At 73.6% G+C, this 20,705-nt stretch carries 14 protein-coding genes and 1 pseudogene; 11 read left to right on the top strand and 4 right to left on the bottom strand.

All coding sequences use genetic code 11. The features are described 5' to 3' along the window. Window positions 1-122: 122 nt before the first annotated feature. Window positions 123-2,345: an NADP-dependent isocitrate dehydrogenase gene (locus tag NJC10_RS05775; RefSeq protein ID WP_319075158.1), complete on the top strand. Its 2,223-nt coding sequence runs from the start codon at window positions 123-125 to the stop codon at window positions 2,343-2,345. 88 nt (window positions 2,346-2,433) lie between these two features. On the opposite strand, the gene NJC10_RS05770 is transcribed toward NJC10_RS05775, so the two are convergent. After that, window positions 2,434-3,027, bottom strand: a complete 594-nt coding sequence (locus NJC10_RS05770) for a methylated-DNA--[protein]-cysteine S-methyltransferase (RefSeq protein WP_319075157.1) — start codon at window positions 3,025-3,027, stop codon at window positions 2,434-2,436. A gap of 56 nt (window positions 3,028-3,083) precedes the next feature. Between NJC10_RS05770 and NJC10_RS05765 the strand changes: the two genes are divergently transcribed. After that, window positions 3,084-4,661 (top strand): TIGR01777 family oxidoreductase, encoded by a 1,578-nt coding sequence (locus NJC10_RS05765; protein ID WP_319075156.1) that lies wholly within the window; start codon window positions 3,084-3,086, stop codon window positions 4,659-4,661. A gap of 65 nt (window positions 4,662-4,726) precedes the next feature. Here NJC10_RS05765 and NJC10_RS05760 read toward each other — a convergent pair whose 3' ends face one another. Further along, a complete protein-coding gene (locus tag NJC10_RS05760; RefSeq protein WP_319075155.1) occupies window positions 4,727-6,574 on the bottom strand; it encodes a glutaminase in 1,848 nt (615 codons plus the stop codon). A gap of 66 nt (window positions 6,575-6,640) precedes the next feature. Between NJC10_RS05760 and NJC10_RS05755 the strand changes: the two genes are divergently transcribed. The 5 genes from NJC10_RS05755 (at window position 6,641) to NJC10_RS05735 (ending at window position 13,938) form a co-directional block, all read left to right on the top strand. Continuing rightward, window positions 6,641-9,361, top strand: a complete 2,721-nt coding sequence (locus NJC10_RS05755; RefSeq protein WP_319075154.1) for an ATP-dependent helicase C-terminal domain-containing protein — start codon at window positions 6,641-6,643, stop codon at window positions 9,359-9,361. 126 nt (window positions 9,362-9,487) lie between these two features. Further along, window positions 9,488-10,744, top strand: a complete 1,257-nt coding sequence (locus tag NJC10_RS05750; protein WP_319075205.1) for an extracellular solute-binding protein — start codon at window positions 9,488-9,490, stop codon at window positions 10,742-10,744. Then, on the top strand, window positions 10,741-11,700 hold the full coding sequence (locus NJC10_RS05745; RefSeq protein WP_248115392.1) for a carbohydrate ABC transporter permease: 960 nt from the start codon (window positions 10,741-10,743) through the stop codon (window positions 11,698-11,700). Before NJC10_RS05750 ends, NJC10_RS05745 begins: the two co-directional genes overlap by 4 nt. 110 nt (window positions 11,701-11,810) lie before the next feature. After that, complete coding sequence (locus NJC10_RS05740; protein ID WP_248115500.1) at window positions 11,811-12,626, top strand: carbohydrate ABC transporter permease; 816 nt, start codon at window positions 11,811-11,813, stop codon at window positions 12,624-12,626. A 37-nt stretch (window positions 12,627-12,663) separates the two neighbouring features. Continuing rightward, complete coding sequence (locus NJC10_RS05735; RefSeq protein WP_248115393.1) at window positions 12,664-13,938, top strand: ABC transporter ATP-binding protein; 1,275 nt, start codon at window positions 12,664-12,666, stop codon at window positions 13,936-13,938. Window positions 13,939-13,943: 5 nt separating this feature from the next. On the opposite strand, the pseudogene NJC10_RS05730 reads toward NJC10_RS05735, so the two are convergent. Next, window positions 13,944-14,462 (bottom strand): annotated as a pseudogene (locus tag NJC10_RS05730) (gamma carbonic anhydrase family protein); the annotation flags it as partial. A gap of 55 nt (window positions 14,463-14,517) precedes the next feature. Then, window positions 14,518-15,426, bottom strand: coding sequence for a formyltetrahydrofolate deformylase (gene purU / locus NJC10_RS05725; protein ID WP_319075152.1), 909 nt, complete (start codon window positions 15,424-15,426; stop codon window positions 14,518-14,520). A gap of 176 nt (window positions 15,427-15,602) precedes the next feature. On the opposite strand from purU, the gene NJC10_RS05720 reads away from it, so the two are divergent. The 4 genes from NJC10_RS05720 to NJC10_RS05705 all read left to right on the top strand — a co-directional run bounded on the left by NJC10_RS05720 (window position 15,603) and on the right by NJC10_RS05705 (window position 20,705). Beyond that, the gene (locus NJC10_RS05720; RefSeq protein WP_319075150.1) at window positions 15,603-17,204 is read left to right on the top strand and encodes a hypothetical protein; all 1,602 of its coding nucleotides are present in this window, start codon (window positions 15,603-15,605) and stop codon (window positions 17,202-17,204) included. A gap of 221 nt (window positions 17,205-17,425) precedes the next feature. Further along, window positions 17,426-18,706: a serine hydroxymethyltransferase gene (gene glyA / locus NJC10_RS05715; protein WP_298714006.1), complete on the top strand. Its 1,281-nt coding sequence runs from the start codon at window positions 17,426-17,428 to the stop codon at window positions 18,704-18,706. Window positions 18,707-18,802: 96 nt separating this feature from the next. Further along, window positions 18,803-19,708: a bifunctional methylenetetrahydrofolate dehydrogenase/methenyltetrahydrofolate cyclohydrolase gene (locus tag NJC10_RS05710; protein ID WP_319075147.1), complete on the top strand. Its 906-nt coding sequence runs from the start codon at window positions 18,803-18,805 to the stop codon at window positions 19,706-19,708. Further along, entirely contained in the window at window positions 19,683-20,705 is a 1,023-nt protein-coding gene (locus NJC10_RS05705) for an ABC transporter ATP-binding protein (protein WP_319075145.1), read from the top strand. The genes NJC10_RS05710 and NJC10_RS05705 overlap by 26 nt, the downstream gene beginning before the upstream one ends.

Genomic DNA, 20,705 nt, shown 5'->3' with positions numbered 1-20,705 from the left:
CGGCGTCGCGCGCGTCCACACGCTGTGACGCGTGCGACCCGCCGGGTAGATTGGCGGTGAGACACCCGTCCCATGCCGACCACGGACGTGCCCCCGAGCGCGGCCAGAATGGAGAGATCCGCATGTCGAAGATCATCTACACGCTCACCGACGAGGCGCCCATGCTGGCGACCGCCTCCCTGCTGCCGATCGTGCGCGCCTACGCGGGCACCGCCGGCGTCGAGATCGAGACCCGGGACATCTCCCTGGCCGGCCGCATCCTCGCCGCCTTCAAGGACGTCCTCCCCGAGGACCAGCGCGTCGACGACGCCCTCGCCGAGCTCGGCGAGCTCGTGAAGACCCCCGAGGCCAACGTCATCAAGCTCCCGAACATCTCCGCCTCCGTGCCGCAGCTGCGCGCCGCGGTCAAGGAGCTCCAGGCCGACGGCTACGCCCTGCCGGACTACCTCGACGACCCGCAGACCGACGAGGAGAAGGACGCCCGCAAGCGCTACGACTCCGTCAAGGGCTCCGCCGTGAACCCGGTGCTGCGCGAGGGCAACTCGGACCGTCGCGCGCCCAAGGCCGTGAAGAACTACGCCAAGAAGTTCCCCCACTCGATGGGCGCGTGGTCCGCGGACTCCAAGACCGCCGTCGCCACGATGGGCGCGGACGACTTCCGGGCGAACGAGAAGTCCGTGACGATGCCGGCGGACGACACGCTGAGCATCGAGTTCACGGGCGCCGACGGGTCCGCCGAGGTCCTCAAGGAGGGCCTGAAGGTCCTCGAGGGCGAGGTCATCGACGGCACGTTCATGTCCGCGAAGGCGCTGGACGCGTTCCTCGCCGAGCAGGTGGCGCGCGCGAAGGAGGAGGGCATCCTCTTCTCCGCCCACCTGAAGGCCACCATGATGAAGGTGTCCGACCCGGTGATCTTCGGCCACGTCGTGAAGGCCTACTTCGCGGACCTGTTCGCGCAGTACGGCGACCAGCTGGCCGCCGCGGGCCTGGACCCGAACAACGGCCTCGCCGCCATCGAGGGCGGGCTGGACAAGCTCGACGCCGAGACCGCCGAGGGCGTGCGCAAGGCCATCGCCGAGGCCTACGAGAACGGCCCGGACGTGGCGATGGTGAACTCGGACAAGGGCATCACCAACCTGCACGTGCCCTCCGACGTGATCGTGGACGCCTCCATGCCGGCCATGATCCGCACCTCGGGCCACATGTGGGACAAGGACGGCGCCGAGCGCGACACCCTCGCGGTGCTCCCGGACTCCTCCTATGCCGGCATCTACCAGGCCGTCGTCGAGGACTGCAAGGCCAACGGCGCCTTCGACCCGACCACCATGGGCACCGTGCCGAACGTCGGCCTCATGGCGCAAAAGGCCGAGGAGTACGGCTCGCACGACAAGACGTTCGTCATGGACGCAGCGGGCACCGTGGCCGTGAAGAACGCGGCCGGGGAGACCCTGATCTCCCATGAGGTCGGCGAGGGCGACATCTGGCGCGCCTGCCAGACCAAGGACGTCGCGGTGCGCGACTGGGTGAAGCTGGCCGTGACCCGCGCCCGCGCCTCCCAGACCCCCGCCGTGTTCTGGCTGGACGAGTCCCGCGCCCACGACCGCGAGCTCATCACGAAGGTCGAGGAGTACCTCAAGGACCACGACACCGAGGGCCTGGACATCCGCATCATGTCCCCGGTGGAGGCCACGAAGTTCTCCATCGAGCGCATCCGCCGCGGCGAGGACACCATCTCCGTGACCGGCAACGTGCTCCGTGACTACAACACGGACCTGTTCCCGATCCTCGAGCTGGGCACCTCCGCCAAGATGCTCTCCGTGGTCCCGCTGCTCAACGGCGGCGGCCTGTTCGAGACCGGCGCCGGCGGCTCCGCCCCGAAGCACGTGCAGCAGCTCGTCGAGGAGAACCACCTGCGCTGGGACTCCCTCGGCGAGTTCCTCGCGCTGGCCGTGTCCTTCGAGCACGAGGCGACGACGAACGGCAACGCCCGCGCCCAGGTGCTCGCCGACACGCTCGACGCCGCCACCGGCACCCTGCTGATCGAGGGCAAGTCCCCCGAGCGCAAGGCCGGGCAGCTCGACAACCGCGGCTCGCACTTCTACCTGGCCCTGTACTGGGCGCAGGAGCTGGCGAAGCAGACCGAGGACCAGGCCCTGGCCGACGCCGTGACGCCGATCGCCGAGGAGCTCGCCGCGAACGAGGAGAAGATCGTCTCCGAGCTCAACGGTGTGCAGGGCAAGCCCGTGGACATCGAGGGCTACTACGCGCCGTCCATGGACAAGGTCGTCGACGTCATGCGTCCCTCTGCCACGCTGAACGCGATCATGGACAGGCTGTCCGTCTGATCCACTGAGCCCGGTGTCCCCTCACGGGGCGGGACATCACGAGGGCCCCGGCACCGTCATGGTGCCGGGGCCCTCGTGCGCCCGGGGGTCAGGCCGCGTGCCGCGCCTCGTGCTCCAGCAGCGCCCGCTTGGCGGCGGGGCCGTACAGGTACTGTCCGACCCCGCCGGAGGTCGCCACCACGCGGTGGCACGGCACGACAACGGCCACCAGGTTCGCGGCGCACGCCCCGCCGGCGGCACGCACGGCTCGCGGCGACCCGGCGCGCTGGGCCAGCTCCGTGTACGAGACGGGCGCGCCGGGCGTGATCCCCCGCAGCGCCGCCCACGCGGCCTGGCGGAAGACGGTGCCCGGCTGCGCCACCGCAAGGGCGTCGAGCGCGGCGACGTCGCCGGCCGCATACGCCCCGAGCGCATCGGCCACGGGCTGCGCCACGCCCGCACGGGGCTCGACCGGCAGCGGGTGCATCTCGCGGTCCGCCGTCGGCGGGTCCAGCACGGCCAGTCGGTCCATCAGCGTCAGCAGGAGGCGGCCGATCGCCGCGGCGTGCGGCTCGCCGTCGTCGGGGACGGCCACCCCGGAGGCCCGCACGGTGTGGTCCTCGGGGGAGTACACGGCCACGAGGTTCAGGCCCGTGTCGGGGAGGGCGGCGGCGGTCCAGCGCAGCTCGGGGGCGAAGTCCATGCCCCCATTGTCCGTCAGCCCGGGCGCGCCCCTCTCCGGTGTGCCAGGGTGAGGGCATGACCGAGACCCACGTGTTCGAGCACCGCACCCTCCTGCGCCACCCCCGCGACGTCGTGTTCCGCTGGCTGGCCAACCCCGGGGCGCTCCAGCGCATGAACCCGCCGTTCGCCTCCGAACTCGTGCACGGGCCCACGAACGGCCTGGCGGTCGGCTCGGAGACCCGACTGCGCATCAGCCCGCCGGGCTCGCTCGGACTGCTCGCGGACACCTCCCGGGGCCTGCTGGCCGGCATGCTGCCGGACGCCGTGTCCTCCCGCATCCCGGCGGCCGCCACGCCCAAGGTGCCGTGGCACGCGCGGCACACGGCATACGAGGAGGGCCGGATGTTCCGGGACGAGATGGTCTCGGGCCCCCTGCGCTCCTGGACGCACACGCACACTCTGGAGGACGCAGCCGCCGGTGAGGCGGACACGGCCGCCGGCACCCCGGGCACGGTGGTGCTGGACCGCATCGAGTACGTGCTGCCGGGGGAGGGGCTGCTGGGCCGTGTGCCCGGCATCGGCGGCACCGCGGCCGCATGGGCCGGCCGCGGCTTCGAGGCCGAGCTGCGCCGCCAGTTCGCCTACCGCGCCCGCGTGATGGCCGACGACCTCGCCTTCCACGCCGCGCACCCCGGCCCGCTCACCGGCGGGCCCGCGCGCACCGTGGCGGTCACCGGGGCGTCCGGGCTGATCGGCGCCCAGCTGACCGCGCTGCTCATGAGCGGCGGGCACCGCGTGATCCGCCTCGTGCGCAGCCCGGAGCAGGCTGCGGCCCCGGACGCCGCCCTGTGGGACCCGGCGCGCGAGCGGGTGGACGAGTCCGCGCTCTCCCAGGTGGACGTGATCGTCAACCTCGCGGGGGAGCCGATCGCCGGCCGCTTCACGGACGCGCACAAGGAGGCCGTGCATGACTCCCGTGTGCGCGGCACGCGCACCCTCGTCGACGCGATGGGGCGCCTGCCCCGGGTCCCCGCGCTCGTGAACTGCTCGGCCATCGGCTACTACGGCGCGCACGCCGGCACCGGCCCGTTCGGCGCGGGGCTCGGGGAGGAGCTCGAGCCCGGCGACGACTTCCTCGCGGAGGTCTGCGCGGCCTGGGAGGCCGAGGCCGTGCGGGCCGAGGCCTTCGGCGCCCGGGTGGCCCGCGTGCGGGTGGGCGTGGTGCTCAGCCCCGCAGGCGGCATGCTCCAGCAGGTGCTGCCGCTCTTCCTCGCCGGGCTCGGCGGCCCCATGGCCACCTCCGGCGGCGAGAGCCACGACGGGAGCCCGTGGGTCAGCTGGGTGGGGGTCGACGACGTCGCCGGGGCCTTCGCTCACGCGGTGCTCGACGACGACGTGGCCGGGCCGCTCAACGCCGTCGCCCCCGAGCCCGTCACGGCCAAGGAGTTCGCCACCGTGCTGGGCCGCGTGCTGCACCGTCCGTCCGTGCTGCCGGTGCCCGCCTTCGGGCCGCGGCTCCTGCTCGGCGCGGAGGGGGACGCGGAGACCGTCCGCGCGGACCAGAAGGTGGAGGCCGGGCGACTCGTGGACTCGGGCTATGCGATGCGGGACGACGAGCTGGAGGGCGCGCTGCGCCACGTGCTCGGGCGCTGAGTCGCCCGCCGCGGTCGCCGCGCAGTGCGGTCGCCACGCCACGGCCGCGCCGAGCCCGCCGGCCCTCAGTCCTGCAGGGCGCCCGTCTCGCGGATGAGCTGGCCCAGGGCAGTGAAGGCGTCGCGCGCCAGCGCCTCCCACAGCTTGATGGCCAGCTGCGGGGACCCCTCCTGCAGGGCGTACATCACGTGCGCGGTCAGGACCCGGGCGGTGACGTCGCCACGGGCGCGCACCGTGGAGGGCTGGCGGCCGGACTGGCCGAGCGCCATCTCGCCGAAGGTCATCCCCGGGGTGAGCACGGTCCTGCGGGTGCGCCGCCCGCCCGTGCCCTGCCCCGTGAGCTCCACGCGGCCGGACGTGATCACGTAGATGCCGCCGAAGGGCTGGCCCGCGCGGCGGATGATCTGCCCGTCCGTGTACACGCGCTCGTCCATCATGGACTCGAGCAGGCCCGCGTCCTCGGCGGAGAGGTGCTGCAGCAGGGGCGCCACCGCGGCCTCCTCCTGCGAGTGGGGCAGCAGCTGCGGGGCGTGGCGGACCAGCAGGCGCTGCTCGGCCCACTGGATGGCCCGGGAGCGGGAGTCGAAGAACAGGAACTCCGGGCGGTCCGGGGCGGACTCGAGGTCCCGCGCGGCCTCCTGGCGGGGATCCGGCAGGCTCACGTCCACGGACTCCTCGACGGCGGCCATCAGCTCCGCCACCATGGCCTCGTCCCGGTCCACGAGCACCACGTCCAACCCCGAGTCCAGGGCATAGGCGAACCACCGCGCCACGAGCAGGCGGGCGGAGCGGGTCACGGTGCTGACGGACCGGATGTCCACGAGCAGGGTCTCCAGCTCGTCCGGGAGGCCGCGCACCACGCGGGCGAGCGCGTCCACCTGGCTGAACCCGACGTGCCCGCCCAGCTCCAGCACGTGCACTGTGTCCCCGTACGCGTCCAGTGCGTCCTGCACCTGGGCGCTGCGCACCGCGCCGGAGGGTGCCTGGTCCACGCGGTAGTGGGCGCGGAAGGCGGCCCGGGGCGAGCCGGTGACCACGGAGGGGTGCAGCTCGAAGTCCTCCACGATGCAGCGCAGCGCGGCCATGCCGGCGGCGGACACGCGGTGCTCGTCCAGGTCAGGCGCCTGCAGGGCCAGGCCCATGTGCCCGGGCACGACCACCATGATCGTGCCGCCGCGGGTGGACGCCCAGCCGGGCTGGCCGACGTCGTACGCCCACAGGGGCTGCCGGGTGTCCATGCCGCACGAGTCCAGCACGGAGAGCACGGCGCGGACGGTCTCCTCCTCCAGCACGCGGGCCCCGGTGACGGGGTGGATGCCGCCGTGGGCCAGGGTGCCCGCCACGAGGGCGAGGTCCTCGACCTTCACGGGCACGGCGCGCAGGGTCGCGATGTCCTCGAGCAGGGGCTCCGGGTCCGTGTCCAGCACGTCCAGGGACTTCAGCAGCCACGCGGCGGCGCGCGTCTGGTGCTGGGCGCGGTTCTCCACCTTGACGGCCGTCTCCGTGACGCTGACCTCGCGGTCCAGGAGGGTGGAGAGCAGCTGGAGCAGGCGCCCGGCCCGGTCCCGCCCGCCGCGGCCCTTGACGAGGGCGGCGGTGGCCACCACGCCCGTGTTCTGCAGCGGGTTGAACGCGCGTCCCGTCTCCGCCTCCACCTCGAGCCGCGAGTCGTCCTCCGGGACGGGCGTGCCGCCCACCCGCTCGGCCACGCCCGCCGCGCCGAGGTCCTCCACGGCGAGGGCGTGGAGGACGGGGGAGGCCAGGGCCGCCAGCGGCACGGCGGCCGAGGAGCCGGAGACGTAGCGGTGCCCGTCCACGAGGGTCACGGCCACGCCCAGGCCGCCCCTGCCCTCGTCGTCGCCGGGGAAGGCGGCGGTCAGGCGGTCGAGGTGGTCCTGGACGGGAGTCATCATGCGCCTCAGCCTAGTCAGTGCCCCGCGCGCCGGACAGGTCCGCGGCGGCCGCCACAATGGACGGTGATGTCCACCTCCGCCAGCCGCCCCCGCACGCCCGCGGACCCCGTCGCCTCCCGCCGGCCGGGGGCCCCGCCCGCGACGCCGCAGGGCAGGATCGCGGCCGCCCTCGATGCGCTCGGGGCCGGCCTCACGGTCACCGCGGTGCTGCCCGAGCTGGAGGCCGCCCTCGAGGCGCACGGGGCCGCCGTGGTCCACGCCCCGCCCGGCACGGGCAAGACCACCGTGGTGCCGCCCGCCGTCGCCGTCCGGCTCGCGCGGCAGGGCGGTGGGCGCACCCTGGTCACGCAGCCGCGCCGGGTGGCCGTGCGCGCCGCATGGCGGCGCCTGCACATGGCCGTCGGCTCAGACGATCCTGACGACGCAGTCGGCTACGCGGTGCGCGGCGAGTCGGTGGGCGGAGGCCGCTCGGCGGTCGAGTTCGTGACTCCGGGCCTGCTGCTGCGCCGCCTCCTGGCCGACCCGGGCCTCGACGGCGTCGGCGCCGTGATCCTGGACGAGGTCCACGAGCGCGACCTGGACACGGACGTCCTGTTCGCCCTCCTCGCCGACCTGCGGCAGCTGCGTCCCGAGCTGCTGCTCGTGGCCATGTCCGCCACGGTGGACGCCGAGTCCCTGGCCGCTCGCTGGGCTGCCGGCATGGGCGTCGACGCCGACGCCGTCCCGGTGGTGCGCACCCCGGCCGTCCTGCACCCGCTGCGCGAGGAGCACGCCCCGTTCGGCGCCCCGCGCCTCACCGCGGACGGCCGCGTCGAGCGGGCCTTCCTGGACCACGTGGCCGACGTCGCCGTCCGCTCCCACGCGGAGGCCCTCGCGGCCGACCCCACCGTGGACGCGCTCGTCTTCCTCCCCGGCGTCGCGGAGGTGGAGGCGGTGGCCGAGCGCATCACGCGGCGCGCCCCCCGCACCGAGGTGCACACCCTGCACGGCCGCCAGGAGGCCGCCGAGCAGGACGCCGCCCTCGCCGGACGCACGCGGCCGGAGGTCCCCCGCATGGTGGTCACGACGGCGGTGGCCGAGTCCTCCCTGACCGTCCCGGAGGTCCGGCTCGTCGTCGACTCCGGGCTGGCGCGCGAGCCCCGGCGGGACCGCGGCCGCGGCATGACCGGCCTTGTCACGGTGCAGGCCTCCCGCGCGGCCGCCGGCCAGCGGGCAGGCCGCGCCGCCCGCCTCGGCCCCGGCACGGTGGTGCGCTGCCACAGTGCCGCGGCCCTCGGCGCCGCCCCCGCCGCCCCGACGCCGGCCCTGGCCGTGGTGGACCTCGCCCCCGTGGCGCTCGCGCTCGCGGCGTGGGGCGCGCCGGGCGGAGAGGGCGTGGTGCTGCCCGAGGACCCGCCCGCCGACGCGATGGCCGAGGCCCGTCGAACGCTCGCCGAGCTCGGAGCCGTGGACGGGGACGGCCGCATCACGGCGCACGGGACGGTCCTGGCCGGCCTGCCGGTGGACCCGGCGCTCGGCCACGCGCTCCTGGCCGGCGCGGACCGCGTGGGCGCGCGCGCCGCCGCCGCGGCCGTGGCCCTCCTCGCCCTCGACGTGCGCGCGCCCGGCGCCGACCTCGAGGCGCTGCTCGCCGCGCTGCGGGGCGGGGGCCACCCCGAGTCCGGCCGATGGCGGCGGGAGGCCGAGCGGCTCGAGCGGATCGTGACCCGGGGGTCGAGCGGCGGACGGGAGACGGGGCGACGCGCCGGCCGGGCCTCCGACGGGGGCGCTGACGGGGGCCGGGCCGCGCACGCGGCGGGCATCGTCGTCGCACTGAGCGCCCCGGGCCGGGTGGCGCGGCGGGTGGAGGACACGGACGCCTACCTGCTCGCCTCGGGGACGCGCGCATCCCTGCCGCGCAGCGGCGGGGGAGAGCTGCGGGGCGCGGCGTGGCTCGCCGTCGCGGAGGCCTCCCGCGCCGCCGGCGACGCCGAGGGCACCGGCGCCGTGATCCGCGCGGCCGCCCCGATCACCCGGGAGATCGCCGAGGACGCCGCGGCGGCACTCCTCCGGGACGAGGCGGACGCGGCGTGGAAGGGCGGACGGCTCACGGGCCGCCGCAGGACGATGCTGGGGGCGATCCCGCTCGCGGAGGGGCCCGCGCGCGTCGACGCCGCCGCGGCCGCGGACGCCGTGCGCGCTGCCCTGGCCGCGGAGGGGCTGGCCCGCTTCGAGCCCGGGGCCGGACCAGGTGCGGGGGAGCGCCTTCGCCGCCGCGTCCACCTCCTGCACCGGGTGCTGGGCCGGCCGTGGCCGGACCTCTCCACCGCCGCCCTCCCGGACCTCGGGCCGCTTGTGGCCGGGATCGCGGCGGAGCTCGCGGCGGGCCGCTCGGCCGCCTCCGTGGACGTCGCCGGGCTGCTGCGCGGGATCCTGCCGTGGCCGGAGGCCGGGCGCCTCGACGAGCTGGCGCCCGAACGGCTGCCCATCCCCAGCGGGCGGACGGCGGCCGTGGAGTACCCGGCCACGGACGAGGAGACGGCGCCGGTGGTGGCGGCCAAGCTGCAGGAGTTCCTGGGGGCCGCGCAGAGCCCCGCCGTGGCGGACGGCCGGCTGCCCGTGGTGCTGCACCTGCTCTCCCCGGCGGGGCGGCCGCTCGCCGTCACCGCGGACCTGCCCTCCTTCTGGGCGGGACCCTACGCCCACGTGCGTGCGGAGAACCGGGGCCGCTACCCCAAGCACCCGTGGCCTGAGGACCCCGCGACGGCGTCGGCCACGGCGAAGACGAAGCGCGCCGCCGGCGCCTGATGTGAGGCGGGTCACGCGCATCCGCGAGGAGTAGGGTGTGTGTCACATCTTCCGGAGCGAACGAGGTTTGCAGTGACGAGACAGCAGCGGGCTCGGCTCTCACGGGGGGCGACGATGGCCTCCGTGATGACCGCCGGAGCGCTCATCCTGGCCGGATGCGCCCCGGCCGAGGAGGGGGCGCCCACCCTCACCTGGTACACCAACCCGGACGACGGCGGGCAGGAGGCCATCGCGAAGCAGTGCACGGACGCGGCCGGCGGCGAGTACGCCGTCGAGACGTCCATGCTGCCCACGGACGCGGCCTCCCAGCGGGAGCAGCTGACGCGCCGGCTCGCGGCGGGCGACACCTCGATGGACATCATGTCCCTCGACCCGCCCTTCGTCCCCGAGCTCGCGGAGCCCGGCTTCCTGGCCCCCGTGCCGGAGGATCTGCAGCAACAGGCGAGGGAGCACGCCCTCGAGGGTGCGTTGGCCGGCGCCACATGGAAGGACGAGATCGTCACGGTCCCGTTCTGGGCCAACACGCAGCTGCTGTGGTACCGCAAGTCGGTGGCCGAGGAGGCCGGGCTGGACATGTCCCAGCCCGTCACGTGGGACCAGCTCATCGAGGTGGCCCGCGAGCAGGACAAGGAGCTGGGCGTCCAGGGCGCCCGCGGGGAGTCGATGACCGTGTGGCTCAACGCCCTCGTGGAGGGCGGTGGCGAGCACATCCTCGCCAACCCCGACGCGCCCGCGGACGAGGTGCAGACGAACTTCGGGTCCGAGGCCGGCCGCAAGGCCGCCGAGATCATCTCCACGATCGGCAAGGAGGGACTCGGCAGCGCCGGCCTCCCCACGCAGGACGAGAACGCCTCGATGCTGCTCTTCCAGGGCGACTCCGGGTCCTTCATGGTGAACTGGCCGTTCGTGTGGCCGGCCACCCTCGCCTCCGTCAAGGAGGGCTCCCTGCCGGAGGACCTCCCCGAGGACATCGGCTGGGCCCTCTACCCCCAGACGACGCAGGGGAAGGACTCCGCCCCGCCCGTGGGCGGCATCAACCTGGGCGTGGGCGCGAAGTCCGAGCACGCGGACCTCGCGTGGAAGGCGGTCCAGTGCATCACCACCGCCGAGCACCAGGCCCAGTACTTCCGGGACAACGGCAACCCGCCGGCCGACCCTGTCGCCTACGAGGACCCCGAGGTCATCGAGAAGTACCCCATGGCGCCCGCGATCCGGGAGTCCCTGGAACAGGGCGCACCGCGCCCGCAGACGCCGTACTACAACGAGGTGTCCACCGCGATCCAGCAGCGCTACGCGCCGCCGTCGAACGTGGACCCGGCCGTCACCCCGGCCGAGACCGACGCCTTCATCCAGGAAGTCCTCCGAGGGGAGCGCCTGCTGTGAGCACCGCTGTCACGTCCATCACCGCACCGGAGCAGTCGCGCCGGCCGCGTCGTCGGAAGTCCGCTCGCGCGACGTCCGAGGCCCGCCTCGGCTGGATGCTCGCCGGCCCGGCGTTCTTCGTCATGCTGTTCGTGGTGCTCTACCCGATCCTGCAGGCGCTCTACGACTCGCTGTTCACCTACCGCTTGACGGCGCCGGGGGAGCGGGAGTTCGTGGGGCTCGGCAACTACGGCGTGATCCTCTCGGACCCGGTCTTCTGGCGGGACCTCGGGATCACTCTGCTGATCACCCTGGTCACCGTGGTGGTGGAGCTGATCCTCGGCTTCCTGCTGGCCCTGGCCATGCACCACGCCATCACGAGCACCCGCGGGCTGATCCGCACCATGATCCTGGTGCCCTACGGCATCATCACCGTGGTGTCCGCCTTCGCGTGGTTCTACATGTTCTCCATCGACTCCGGCTTCATCAACCACTGGTTCGACTGGGTGCCGGGGATCAGCACGGACCTGAACTGGTTCGCCCAGGGCTCCACGGCGCTGTCCGTGATCATGCTCTCGGAGATCTGGAAGACCACGCCGTTCATCTCCCTGCTCCTGCTGGCCGGCCTGGCCCAGGTGCCGGGCGACCTCACCGAGGCAGCCGCCGTGGACGGCGCCTCGTGGTGGCAGCGCATGCGCCTCGTGATCCTGCCGACGATGAAGGCGTCCATCATGGTGGCCGTGCTGTTCCGCGCGATGGACGCGTTCCGCATCTTCGACTCCATCTACATCATGACCAACGGCGCCTACGGCACCGAGGTCCTCTCGTTGCTGGCCTACCGCACCTCCATCGGACGGCTCGAGATCGGCATGGGCTCCGCGATCTCCGTGCTCCTGTTCCTGTGCGTGGCGCTGATGGCGTTCATCGCGATGAAGGTCTTCAAGGTGGACCTGGCCGACCGAGGAGGTTCCAAGTGAGCAGCGCCGTCCCCGTCCCGTCGGTCGAACCCGCCGACCACCCCGAGCTGACCACGGCTCCCGTCGACCGCCATACCTCCGCCCGCCGTCCAGGCGCCGCCCGCCAGAGCCTGCTGTGGTGGCTCCTCGCCGTGGTGATCGGCGTGTGGTGCCTCTTCCCGCTGTTCTCCATCTTCGCCACGAGCTTCAAGACGCCCGCGGACCTGGCGAACGGGAAGCTGCTGCCCACGCAGTGGTCCACGGTCAACTACGAGGAGATCTTCGTGGGCGGCTCCCGCGAGCTGTTCCTCACGGCGCTGCGCAACTCGATCGGCATCACGGTGATCGCCACCCTGATCGCCGTCGTCCTGGCCACGCTGTGCGCCTACGCGATCGCCCGCCTGGACTTCCCGGGCAAGAAGCTCGTGCTCACCGTGTCACTCATGGTGTCCATGTTCCCCGTGATCTCGCTCGTCACGCCCCTGTTCAACATGTGGCGCACGCTCGGGCTCTACGACACCTGGCTCGGCCTGATCATCCCCTACCTGTCCCTGACGCTGCCGATCTCCATCTGGACCCTGACCGCGTTCTTCCGGCAGATCCCGTGGGAGCTGGACCAGGCCGCTCAGGTGGACGGGGCCACGCCGCTCGAGGCCTTCCGCAAGGTGATCGTGCCGCTGGCCGCCCCCGGTGTCTTCACGACGGCGATCATCGCCTTCTTCATCGCGTGGAACGACTTCGTGTTCGGCATCTCGCTGACCTCCACCGAGGACGCCCGCACGGTCCCCGCCGCGCTGGCCTTCTTCACCGGCGCCTCGCAGTTCGAGTCGCCCACGGGCGCGATCTCCGCGGCCGCCATCATCGTGACCATCCCGATCGTGATCCTGGTGCTGCTCTTCCAGCGCCAGATCGTCGCCGGTCTGACCAACGGCGCGGTCAAGGGCTGAGGCCCGCGAACGAGACCTTCCCGAAAGGACCCACCCCATGGCCTCCATCACCCTGAACCACATCGACAAGACCTACGACGACGGCTACCACGCCATCTCGGACGTGAACCTCGACATCGAGGACGGCGAGTTCGTCATCCTCGTGGGCCCCTCCGGCTCCGGCAAGTCCACGCTCCTGCGCATGATCGTGGGCCTCGAGGACATCACCGACGGCGAGCTGCTGATCGGCGGGCGCCGCGTGAACGAGGCGGCCCCCAAGGACCGCAACCTCGCGATGGTGTTCCAGAACTACGCGCTCTACCCCCACCTGACGGTGTACGAGAACATCGCGTTCCCGCTGCGCCTCGTCCGCGACGGCAAGCCCTCCGACGAGGAGATCGACCGCAAGGTGCGCGACGCCGCCCGCGTCCTCGAGCTGACAGACCACCTGGAGCGCAAGCCGGGCAACCTCTCCGGCGGCCAGCGCCAGCGCGTGGCCATGGGCCGCGCGATCGTCCGCGAGGCGGACGCGTTCCTCTTCGACGAGCCGCTCTCCAACCTGGACGCCAAGCTCCGCGGCCAGATGCGCGCGGAGATCTCCCAGCTGCAGCGTCGCCTGGCCACCACCTCCGTGTACGTGACCCATGACCAGACCGAGGCCATGACGCTCGGCGACCGCGTGGCCGTGCTCAAGAAGGGCGTGCTCCAGCAGGTCGCCAGCCCGCGCGAGCTCTACGAGCAGCCGCTGAACCTGTTCGTGGCCGGCTTCATCGGCTCGCCGTCCATGAACTTCCTGCCCGCCTCTCTGCGCTCCGAGGGCGGACGGCACGTCCTGTCCTCCCCGATCGGCGACATCCCGATCCCCGAGGCGAAGGCGCGCGCGGCCGCCGGCCGGGACCTCGTCCTCGTCGGCCTGCGCCCTGAGTTCTTCGAGGACGCCTCCCTCGTGGACGAGGACAAGAAGGCGGCGGGCTCCGTGTTCCGGGCCTCCCTCACCCACCTCGAGTGGCTGGGCCACGAGCAGTACGGCTACATCGAGTTCCAGCCGGACCCCGAGGTCGCGGGCGTGCTCGCAGACCTCGCGAAGGACCTGGACGCGGACGAGATGCGCCCCGTCGTCGTGACCACGCTCTCCGCGGAGTCCCTGGCCCGCCCCGGGACGCCCCTGGACCTGTGGGTGGACACCTCCCGCCTGCACCTGTTCGACCCCGAGTCCGGGGAGAACCTGACCCGGGATCCGGAGGCCGGTGCGGAGCTGACCCGCCGCGCCGCGGACGAGCGCCGCCGGCAGATCGAGCTCGCCACCCAGCGGGACGCCGCACCGCGAGCCTGAGGCGTCCCCCGGAACGCGACGCGGTGGGCGGCGGCCAGATCCAGGTACGTCGCGGCGTTGGCCTTCAGTCCCTCGCGCTCCTCGTCGGTGAGGGGGCGGCGCACCGTGGCGGGGACGCCGGCCACGAGGGAGCCCGGCGGCACCTGCGTGCCCTCCAGCACGACGGCGCCCGCCGCCACGAGGGTGCCCGCCCCAATCACGGCGCCGTTCATCACGGTGGCGGACATGCCGATGAGGCAGTCGTCGCCGACCGTGGCGCCGTGCACCACGGCGGCGTGGCCCACGGAGACGCCCGCACCGAGGGTGCAGGGGACGTGCTCGTCCGCGTGGAGGACGACGTTGTCCTGCAGGTTGGTGCGCTCGCCGACGCGGATGGGCGCGGAGTCGCCGCGAACGGAGACGCCGTAGAACGCGGAGCAGCGCTCGGCCATCTCCACGTCGCCGGTGATCGCGGCGGTGGGGGCGAGGAAGACGGTCTCGTGGATGCGGGGCGTGGCGCCCTGGACGGTGAGGATGTGTGCCATGCCACGAGCGTACGCACGCGGGGCGGCCGCCGTCAGGGGCGCGTGACGAGCCGCCTCACGCGAACACCACCGTCCGCCTCCCGTCCACCAGCACGCGGTGCTCGGCGTGCCAGCGCACGGCCTGGACGAGCGTGGAGCCCTCCACGTCCCGGCCGCGCTCCACGAAGTCCTCCGCGGTCTGGGCGTGGGTCACGGGCTGGACGGACTGGGCGATGATCGGCCCCTCGTCGAGGTCGGCGGTGACGTAGTGGGCCGTGGCGCCGATGATCTTCACGCCGCGCTCGTGCGCCTGGTGGTAGGGCCGCGCCCCCTTGAACGAGGGCAGGAACGAGTGATGGATGTTGATGGCCATGCCCTCGAGGTCCCGGCACAGCTCGTCCGAGAGGATCTGCATGTAGCGGGCGAGGACCACGAGGTCGATGTCGTGCTCGCGGATCAGCTCGCGCAGGCGCGCCTCGGCGGCGGCCTTGGTGCAGCGGCTCGCCGGGTCCGTGGAGATCGGCACGTGCACGAAGGGCACGCCGTAGAAGGCGGCGAGGGGTTGCAGGTCGAGATGGTTCGAGACGACGACGGGCACCTCGATCGGCAGGCTGCCCGCGCGCTGCTGGAACAGCAGGTCGTTGAGCGTGTGCCCGTCCTTCGAGCACATCACGAGCGTGCGCATGCGGCGGCCCGCGTCCCACAGCTGGGCGCGCATCCCGAACTCGGCGCGCACCGGGGCCAGAGCGGCCTCGACGGCGGAGCGCGCCTCCGGCGTCGTGAACTGCACCCGCAGGAAGAAGTCGCCCGAGTCGGGGGAGCCGTACTGCTGCGACTCCGCGATGTCCGCGCCGGCGCCCAGCAGCGCCCCGGACACCGCGTGCACGATCCCCTTGCGGTCCGGGCACGCGACGGTGAGGACGTACGGGTTCTCCCCGGGCGGAGGCTCGAGCGGTGCGGCGGGGGAGGGCAGGGCGGGGTCCATGCCCCGATGCTAGCCACGCGTCGGTGCCCGTCTGCTTCATGACGGGGCCGCGCATCGTGGCCCCGGGGCGGGTCAGTGTGACACCCTGAGAGCTGGTCCGCCACACCGCCTCGCCGGTGAGGGGCGGACGGTGGCGCCGGGCTGGCCGGCCGCCCCGAGCTACCGAGGAGTCCCTCATGACGAATGCCCAGCTGTACTGGATCATCGGGGCGATCATCGTCCTGATCGCCATCGCCCTCCTGATCACCCTGATGTCCCGCCGCGGGCGCGGTGACGACGTCGTGGAGACCCGCCATGAGGAGCCGGTCCGCCCTGCCGCCGCGCGCCCCGAGGCCACCGCGACGACGGTGCGCCCCGCCGGGGACGAGCAGTCCCGCACCCGCCTCTCCTCGCTGGACGCGACGGCCGCTCCGGCAGACGACACGGCGACCGCCTCGAAGGCCGACGGCGCCGGCGCGTCTGCCCTCCGCGCCTTCGACGCGACCGCGATCGACGAGAAGGGCGCTGGGACGTCCGCCCCCGCGCCGTCAGCGTCCCTGAAGCCCGCGCCCTCCTTCGGCTCCACCGCCTCGCCGGCCCCGCTCGAGGCCACCGAGACCGCCCCCGCCCCGCAGGCCGTCGATCCGCTCGCGGCCGCCGTCGAGGCGCTGCCGGAGCAGACTCCCGCCGAGATCGCCGCCGAGGCCCTCGAGGACGCGGCGCCCGCCGCCGAGACCTCCGCGGTGGCGAAGCCCGCGGCCGCCGCCCCGGCCACCGTCGCGCTGCCCGTGACCGACCGCACCGACTCCGCGTCCTCGACGTCCGAGGGCACCCTCGGCCTCGGCGCGGCGGGCGTGGCCGGCGGCACCGGCGTCGTGGTGGACGAGAACCAGGGCGGCGTGGACCTGCCCGAGCCGGCAAAGCCCGCCGAGCCCGTCGTGAAGGCCGAGCCGGCAAAGCCCGCCGAGCCCGTTGTGAAGGCCGAGCCGGCGCAGCCCGCCGTCGCGGTGAAGCCCGCCCCGGCCGTGAAGTCTGCTGAGACCGCCGCTGCGGACGAGACCATCGCCCCCGCCGTCACGGCCGAGCACGACGCCGAGGACGCCCCGGCCGAGGCGATGGTCCCGCCGGTCCTGGCGCCGGCCGTCGACCCCGCGCCGACGTCCTCCAGCCAGACGCCCGTCACCCCCGTGGCCGGGCAGGTCCTGCGGGACGAGAAGCAGGGCTCGGCCGCGGGGATCTCCGCCGCCGGTGCCGCCGCGGCCTCCGTGAGCGCCGGCGTCGCCGGGGGGACCGGCGTGACCGTGGACGAGCAGGTGGCGCCGGCCGCCGCCGCGACGACCACGACCGCAGCCGCGACCACGCCCCGCGCGTCCGCCCAGGCCCCCGGCCTGATCGGCACCGCGGAGTCGCACCCCACCACGCCCATCCCCGCCGCGGAGGCCCCGGCCGCTCCGCGCGGTCCCGTCGTGGACGGCACCCCCGGTGTCCCCGGCCGCGTGGCCTTCACCGCCCCGGACCGCCACGACGAGGTCGTCGCCGTCTCCCCGGACGAGGCAGCGCACGAGTCCGGCATCCTCGGCAGGGCCGCCGAGACCCTCAAGGAGAAGGCTGCCCCGCTCGCCGAGAAGGCCGCCCCGCTGAAGGACAAGGCCGCCCCCCTCATCGAGAAGGCGGTCCACACCGCCGCCCCGATCGTGGAGAAGGCCGTGGACTCCGCCGTGCCGCTGGCCAAGAAGGCCGCCTCCACCCTCAAGGACAAGCTGGCTCAGGCGCAGCAGCGCCGCTGGGGCAAGCGCTGACCCCGGGGCCGGCGTGCCGGCCCACCCCTGAGGCGACCCCCGCCACCGGTCACGGTGGCGGGGGTCGCCTCGTCCGGGCGCGTCCGGCCGAGGGCGTCCGGCACCGCCGCGCCCCCGCACGCGTCCGGAGGAGGCGGAGCCGCGCGGTGTCCGCCGGATCACTAGGATGGGCGGCACCGGCCCGTTCCGGTGCCCGCTGCCCCCAGTCGAAGGGAAATCCCGTGACGCAGTCGCCCGACATCAACACCCAGCCCCTCTCCGAGGTGGATCCGGAGATCGCCGCGGCCCTCGCGGACGAGCTCGGCCGCCAGCGGGGCACCCTCGAGATGATCGCCTCGGAGAACTTCGTCCCGCGCGCCATTCTGCAGACCCAGGGCTCCGTGCTGACCAACAAGTACGCCGAGGGCTACCCGGGGCGCCGCTACTACGGCGGCTGCGAGTTCGTGGACGTCGCCGAGAACCTGGCCATCCAGCGCGCGAAGGACCTGTTCGGCGCCGAGCACGCCAACGTGCAGCCGCATGCCGGCGCGCAGGCCAACGTGGCCGTGATGACCGCGCTGATGGACCACGGGGACACCATGATGGGCCTGTCCCTCGCCCATGGCGGCCACCTCACCCACGGCATGAAGATCAACTTCTCCGGCAAGAACTACAAGATCGCCGCGTACGAGGTGGAGCCGGACACCTACCGGATCGACATGGACACGGTGCGCGAGGCCGCGAAGGCCGCGCAGCCGAAGGTGATCGTCGCCGGCTGGTCCGCCTATCCGCGTCAGCTGGACTTCGCGGCGTTCCGCGAGATCGCCGACGAGGTCGGCGCCAAGCTCTGGGTGGACATGGCCCACTTCGCGGGCCTCGTGGCCGCCGGTCTGCACCCGAACCCGGTCCCGCATGCCGATGTCGTCACCTCGACGGTGCACAAGACCCTCGCCGGCCCGCGCTCCGGCTTCATCCTCGCCAAGGAGGAGCTCAAGAAGAAGATCGACTCCGCCGTGTTCCCGGGCCAGCAGGGCGGGCCGCTCATGCACGCGATCGCCGGCAAGGCCGTGGCGTTCAAGATCGCCGGCTCGGCGGACTTCAAGGAGAAGCAGGAGCGCACCCTGCAGGGTGCCCAGATCCTCGCCGAGCGACTCACCGCCCCGGACATGGCGGAGCTGGGCATCTCCGTGCTCACCGGCGGCACGGACGTCCACCTCGTGCTCGTGGACCTGCGCGAGTCCCAGCTGGACGGCAAGCAGGGCGAGGACATCCTGCACGAGGTCGGCATCACCGTGAACCGCAACTCCGTGCCGTGGGACCCGCGCCCGCCGATGACCACCTCCGGCCTGCGCATCGGCACCCCGGCCCTGGCCTCCCGCGGCTTCGGCGAGGCCGAGTTCCGCGAGGTCGCCGAGATCATCGCGGCCGCCCTCACGCCGAGCCCGGACGTGGAGGCGCTGCGCGCCCGCGTGGTGAAGCTGACCGAGGACTTCCCGCTGTACGAGGGCCTCGAGTCCTGGTGACATCGGCCACGGGCCGCTGACATGCGCCGCGGGGCGGTCTCCGGATGCGAGAGACTGTCCCGCGGCGATGTGCATTTCGACGAAGGGGAGCGTGCGATGACCGCGAAGGTGCTGGACGGCAAGGCGACGGCGGCCGCCATCAAGCAGGAGCTGCGCGGGCGCGTGCAGGCCCTCGCCGAGCGAGGGATCACCCCGGGGCTCGGCACGCTGCTCGTGGGGGAGGACGCCGGCTCGCAGAAGTACGTGGCCGGCAAGCACCGCGACTGCGCCGAGGTGGGCATCGAGTCCATCCAGAAGGAGCTGCCGGCGGACGCCACCGAGGAGCAGATCCTCGAGGTCGTGCGGGAGCTGAACGAGGACCCGGCCTGCACCGGGTACATCGTCCAGCTGCCCCTGCCGAAGCACGTGGACACGCAGAAGGTCCTCGAGGCCATCGACCCGGACAAGGACGCCGACGGCCTGCACCCCATGAACCTCGGGCGCCTCGTGGCCTCCGTGGGCGGGGAGCTGGACTCGCCGCTGCCGTGCACCCCCGCCGGGTGCGTCGAGCTGCTGAAGCACCACGGCGTGGAGCTCGCGGGCAAGCACGTCCTCGTGATCGGCCGCGGCGTGACCATCGGCCGTCCCGCGGGACTGGTGCTCACGCGCCGCGAGGTCAACGCCACCGTGACGCTGGCCCACACGGGCACCACGAACCTGGACGAGCTGCTGGCGCAGGCCGACGTCGTGATCGCCGCCGCCGGCTCCGCGCACATGGTGAAGCCCGAGCAGGTGAAGGACGGCGTGATCATCCTGGACGTGGGCGTCTCCCGCGTGACCGGCGAGGACGGGAGGAGCCGCGTGCTCGGCGACGTCGACCCGGCCGTGAAGGAGAAGGCGTCCTGGATGGCGCCGAACCCGGGCGGCGTCGGGCCGATGACCCGCGTCATGCTCCTGGCCAACGTGGTGGAGGCGGCCTCGCGTAGGATCCCTCCCTGTGAGCCACACCACCCCCTCCGCTGACGCGCCCGAGACCGCCGGGCGCCCCGCCCTCACGCCCGGAGCCGCCGCCCCCGTCATCCGCGCGCGCGGCCTGCGCAAGCAGTACGGGGACTTCCACGCGGTCAAGGGCATCGACCTCGACGTGCGCCCGGGGGAGTGCTTCGGCCTGCTCGGGCCCAACGGCGCGGGCAAGTCCACCACGATGCGCATGCTCGCCGGCACGTCGCAGCGGACGGCGGGCGAGCTGAGCATCATGGGCATCGACCCGGAGGACGACGGCCCCGCCGTCCGTGCGCACCTGGGCGTGGTGCCCCAGCAGGACAACCTCGACGACGAGCTCACGGCGCGGGAGAACATCCTCATCTACGGCCGCTACTTCGGCCTGCCGTACTCCTACCTCAAGCCCAAGGCGCAGGAGCTGCTCGAGTTCGCCCAGCTCACCGAGAAGGCCGACGCCAAGGTCACCGACCTCTCCGGCGGCATGAAGCGCCGCCTCGTGATCGCCCGGGCGCTCGTCAACGAGCCGGCCCTGTTCCTCCTGGACGAGCCCACCACGGGCCTGGACCCCCAGGCCCGCCACACCCTGTGGGACCGCCTCTACCGGCTCAAGGAGCGTGGCACCACCCTCCTGCTCACCACGCACTACATGGACGAGGCAGAGCAGCTGTGCGACCGGCTCGTGGTGGTGGACGCGGGCGAGATCATGGCCGCCGGCACGCCCGCGGAGCTCATCCGCGAGCACGCCTCCCGCGAGGTCCTGGAGGCCCGCTTCGGAACGGACCGCAACGAGGCCGCCGCCCGCGCCCTGCAGGCCCATGTGGGCGACGGCGTCGTGCACCGCGTGGAGGTCCTGCCCGACCGCGTCCTCCTCTACGCCGAGCGCGCGGACGACCTCCAGCACGTGCTCCAGCGACTCGTCGACGACGGTGCCGTGCCCGCCCCCGCCACCACCCTCACCCGCCGCGCGAGCCTCGAGGACGTGTTCCTCATCCTCACCGGCCGCACCCTGGTGGACTGA

Source organism: Micrococcus sp. M4NT, assembly GCF_033790745.1.
GTDB lineage: Bacteria > Actinomycetota > Actinomycetes > Actinomycetales > Micrococcaceae > Micrococcus.
This window is presented reverse-complemented; position numbering and strand designations above follow the sequence as displayed.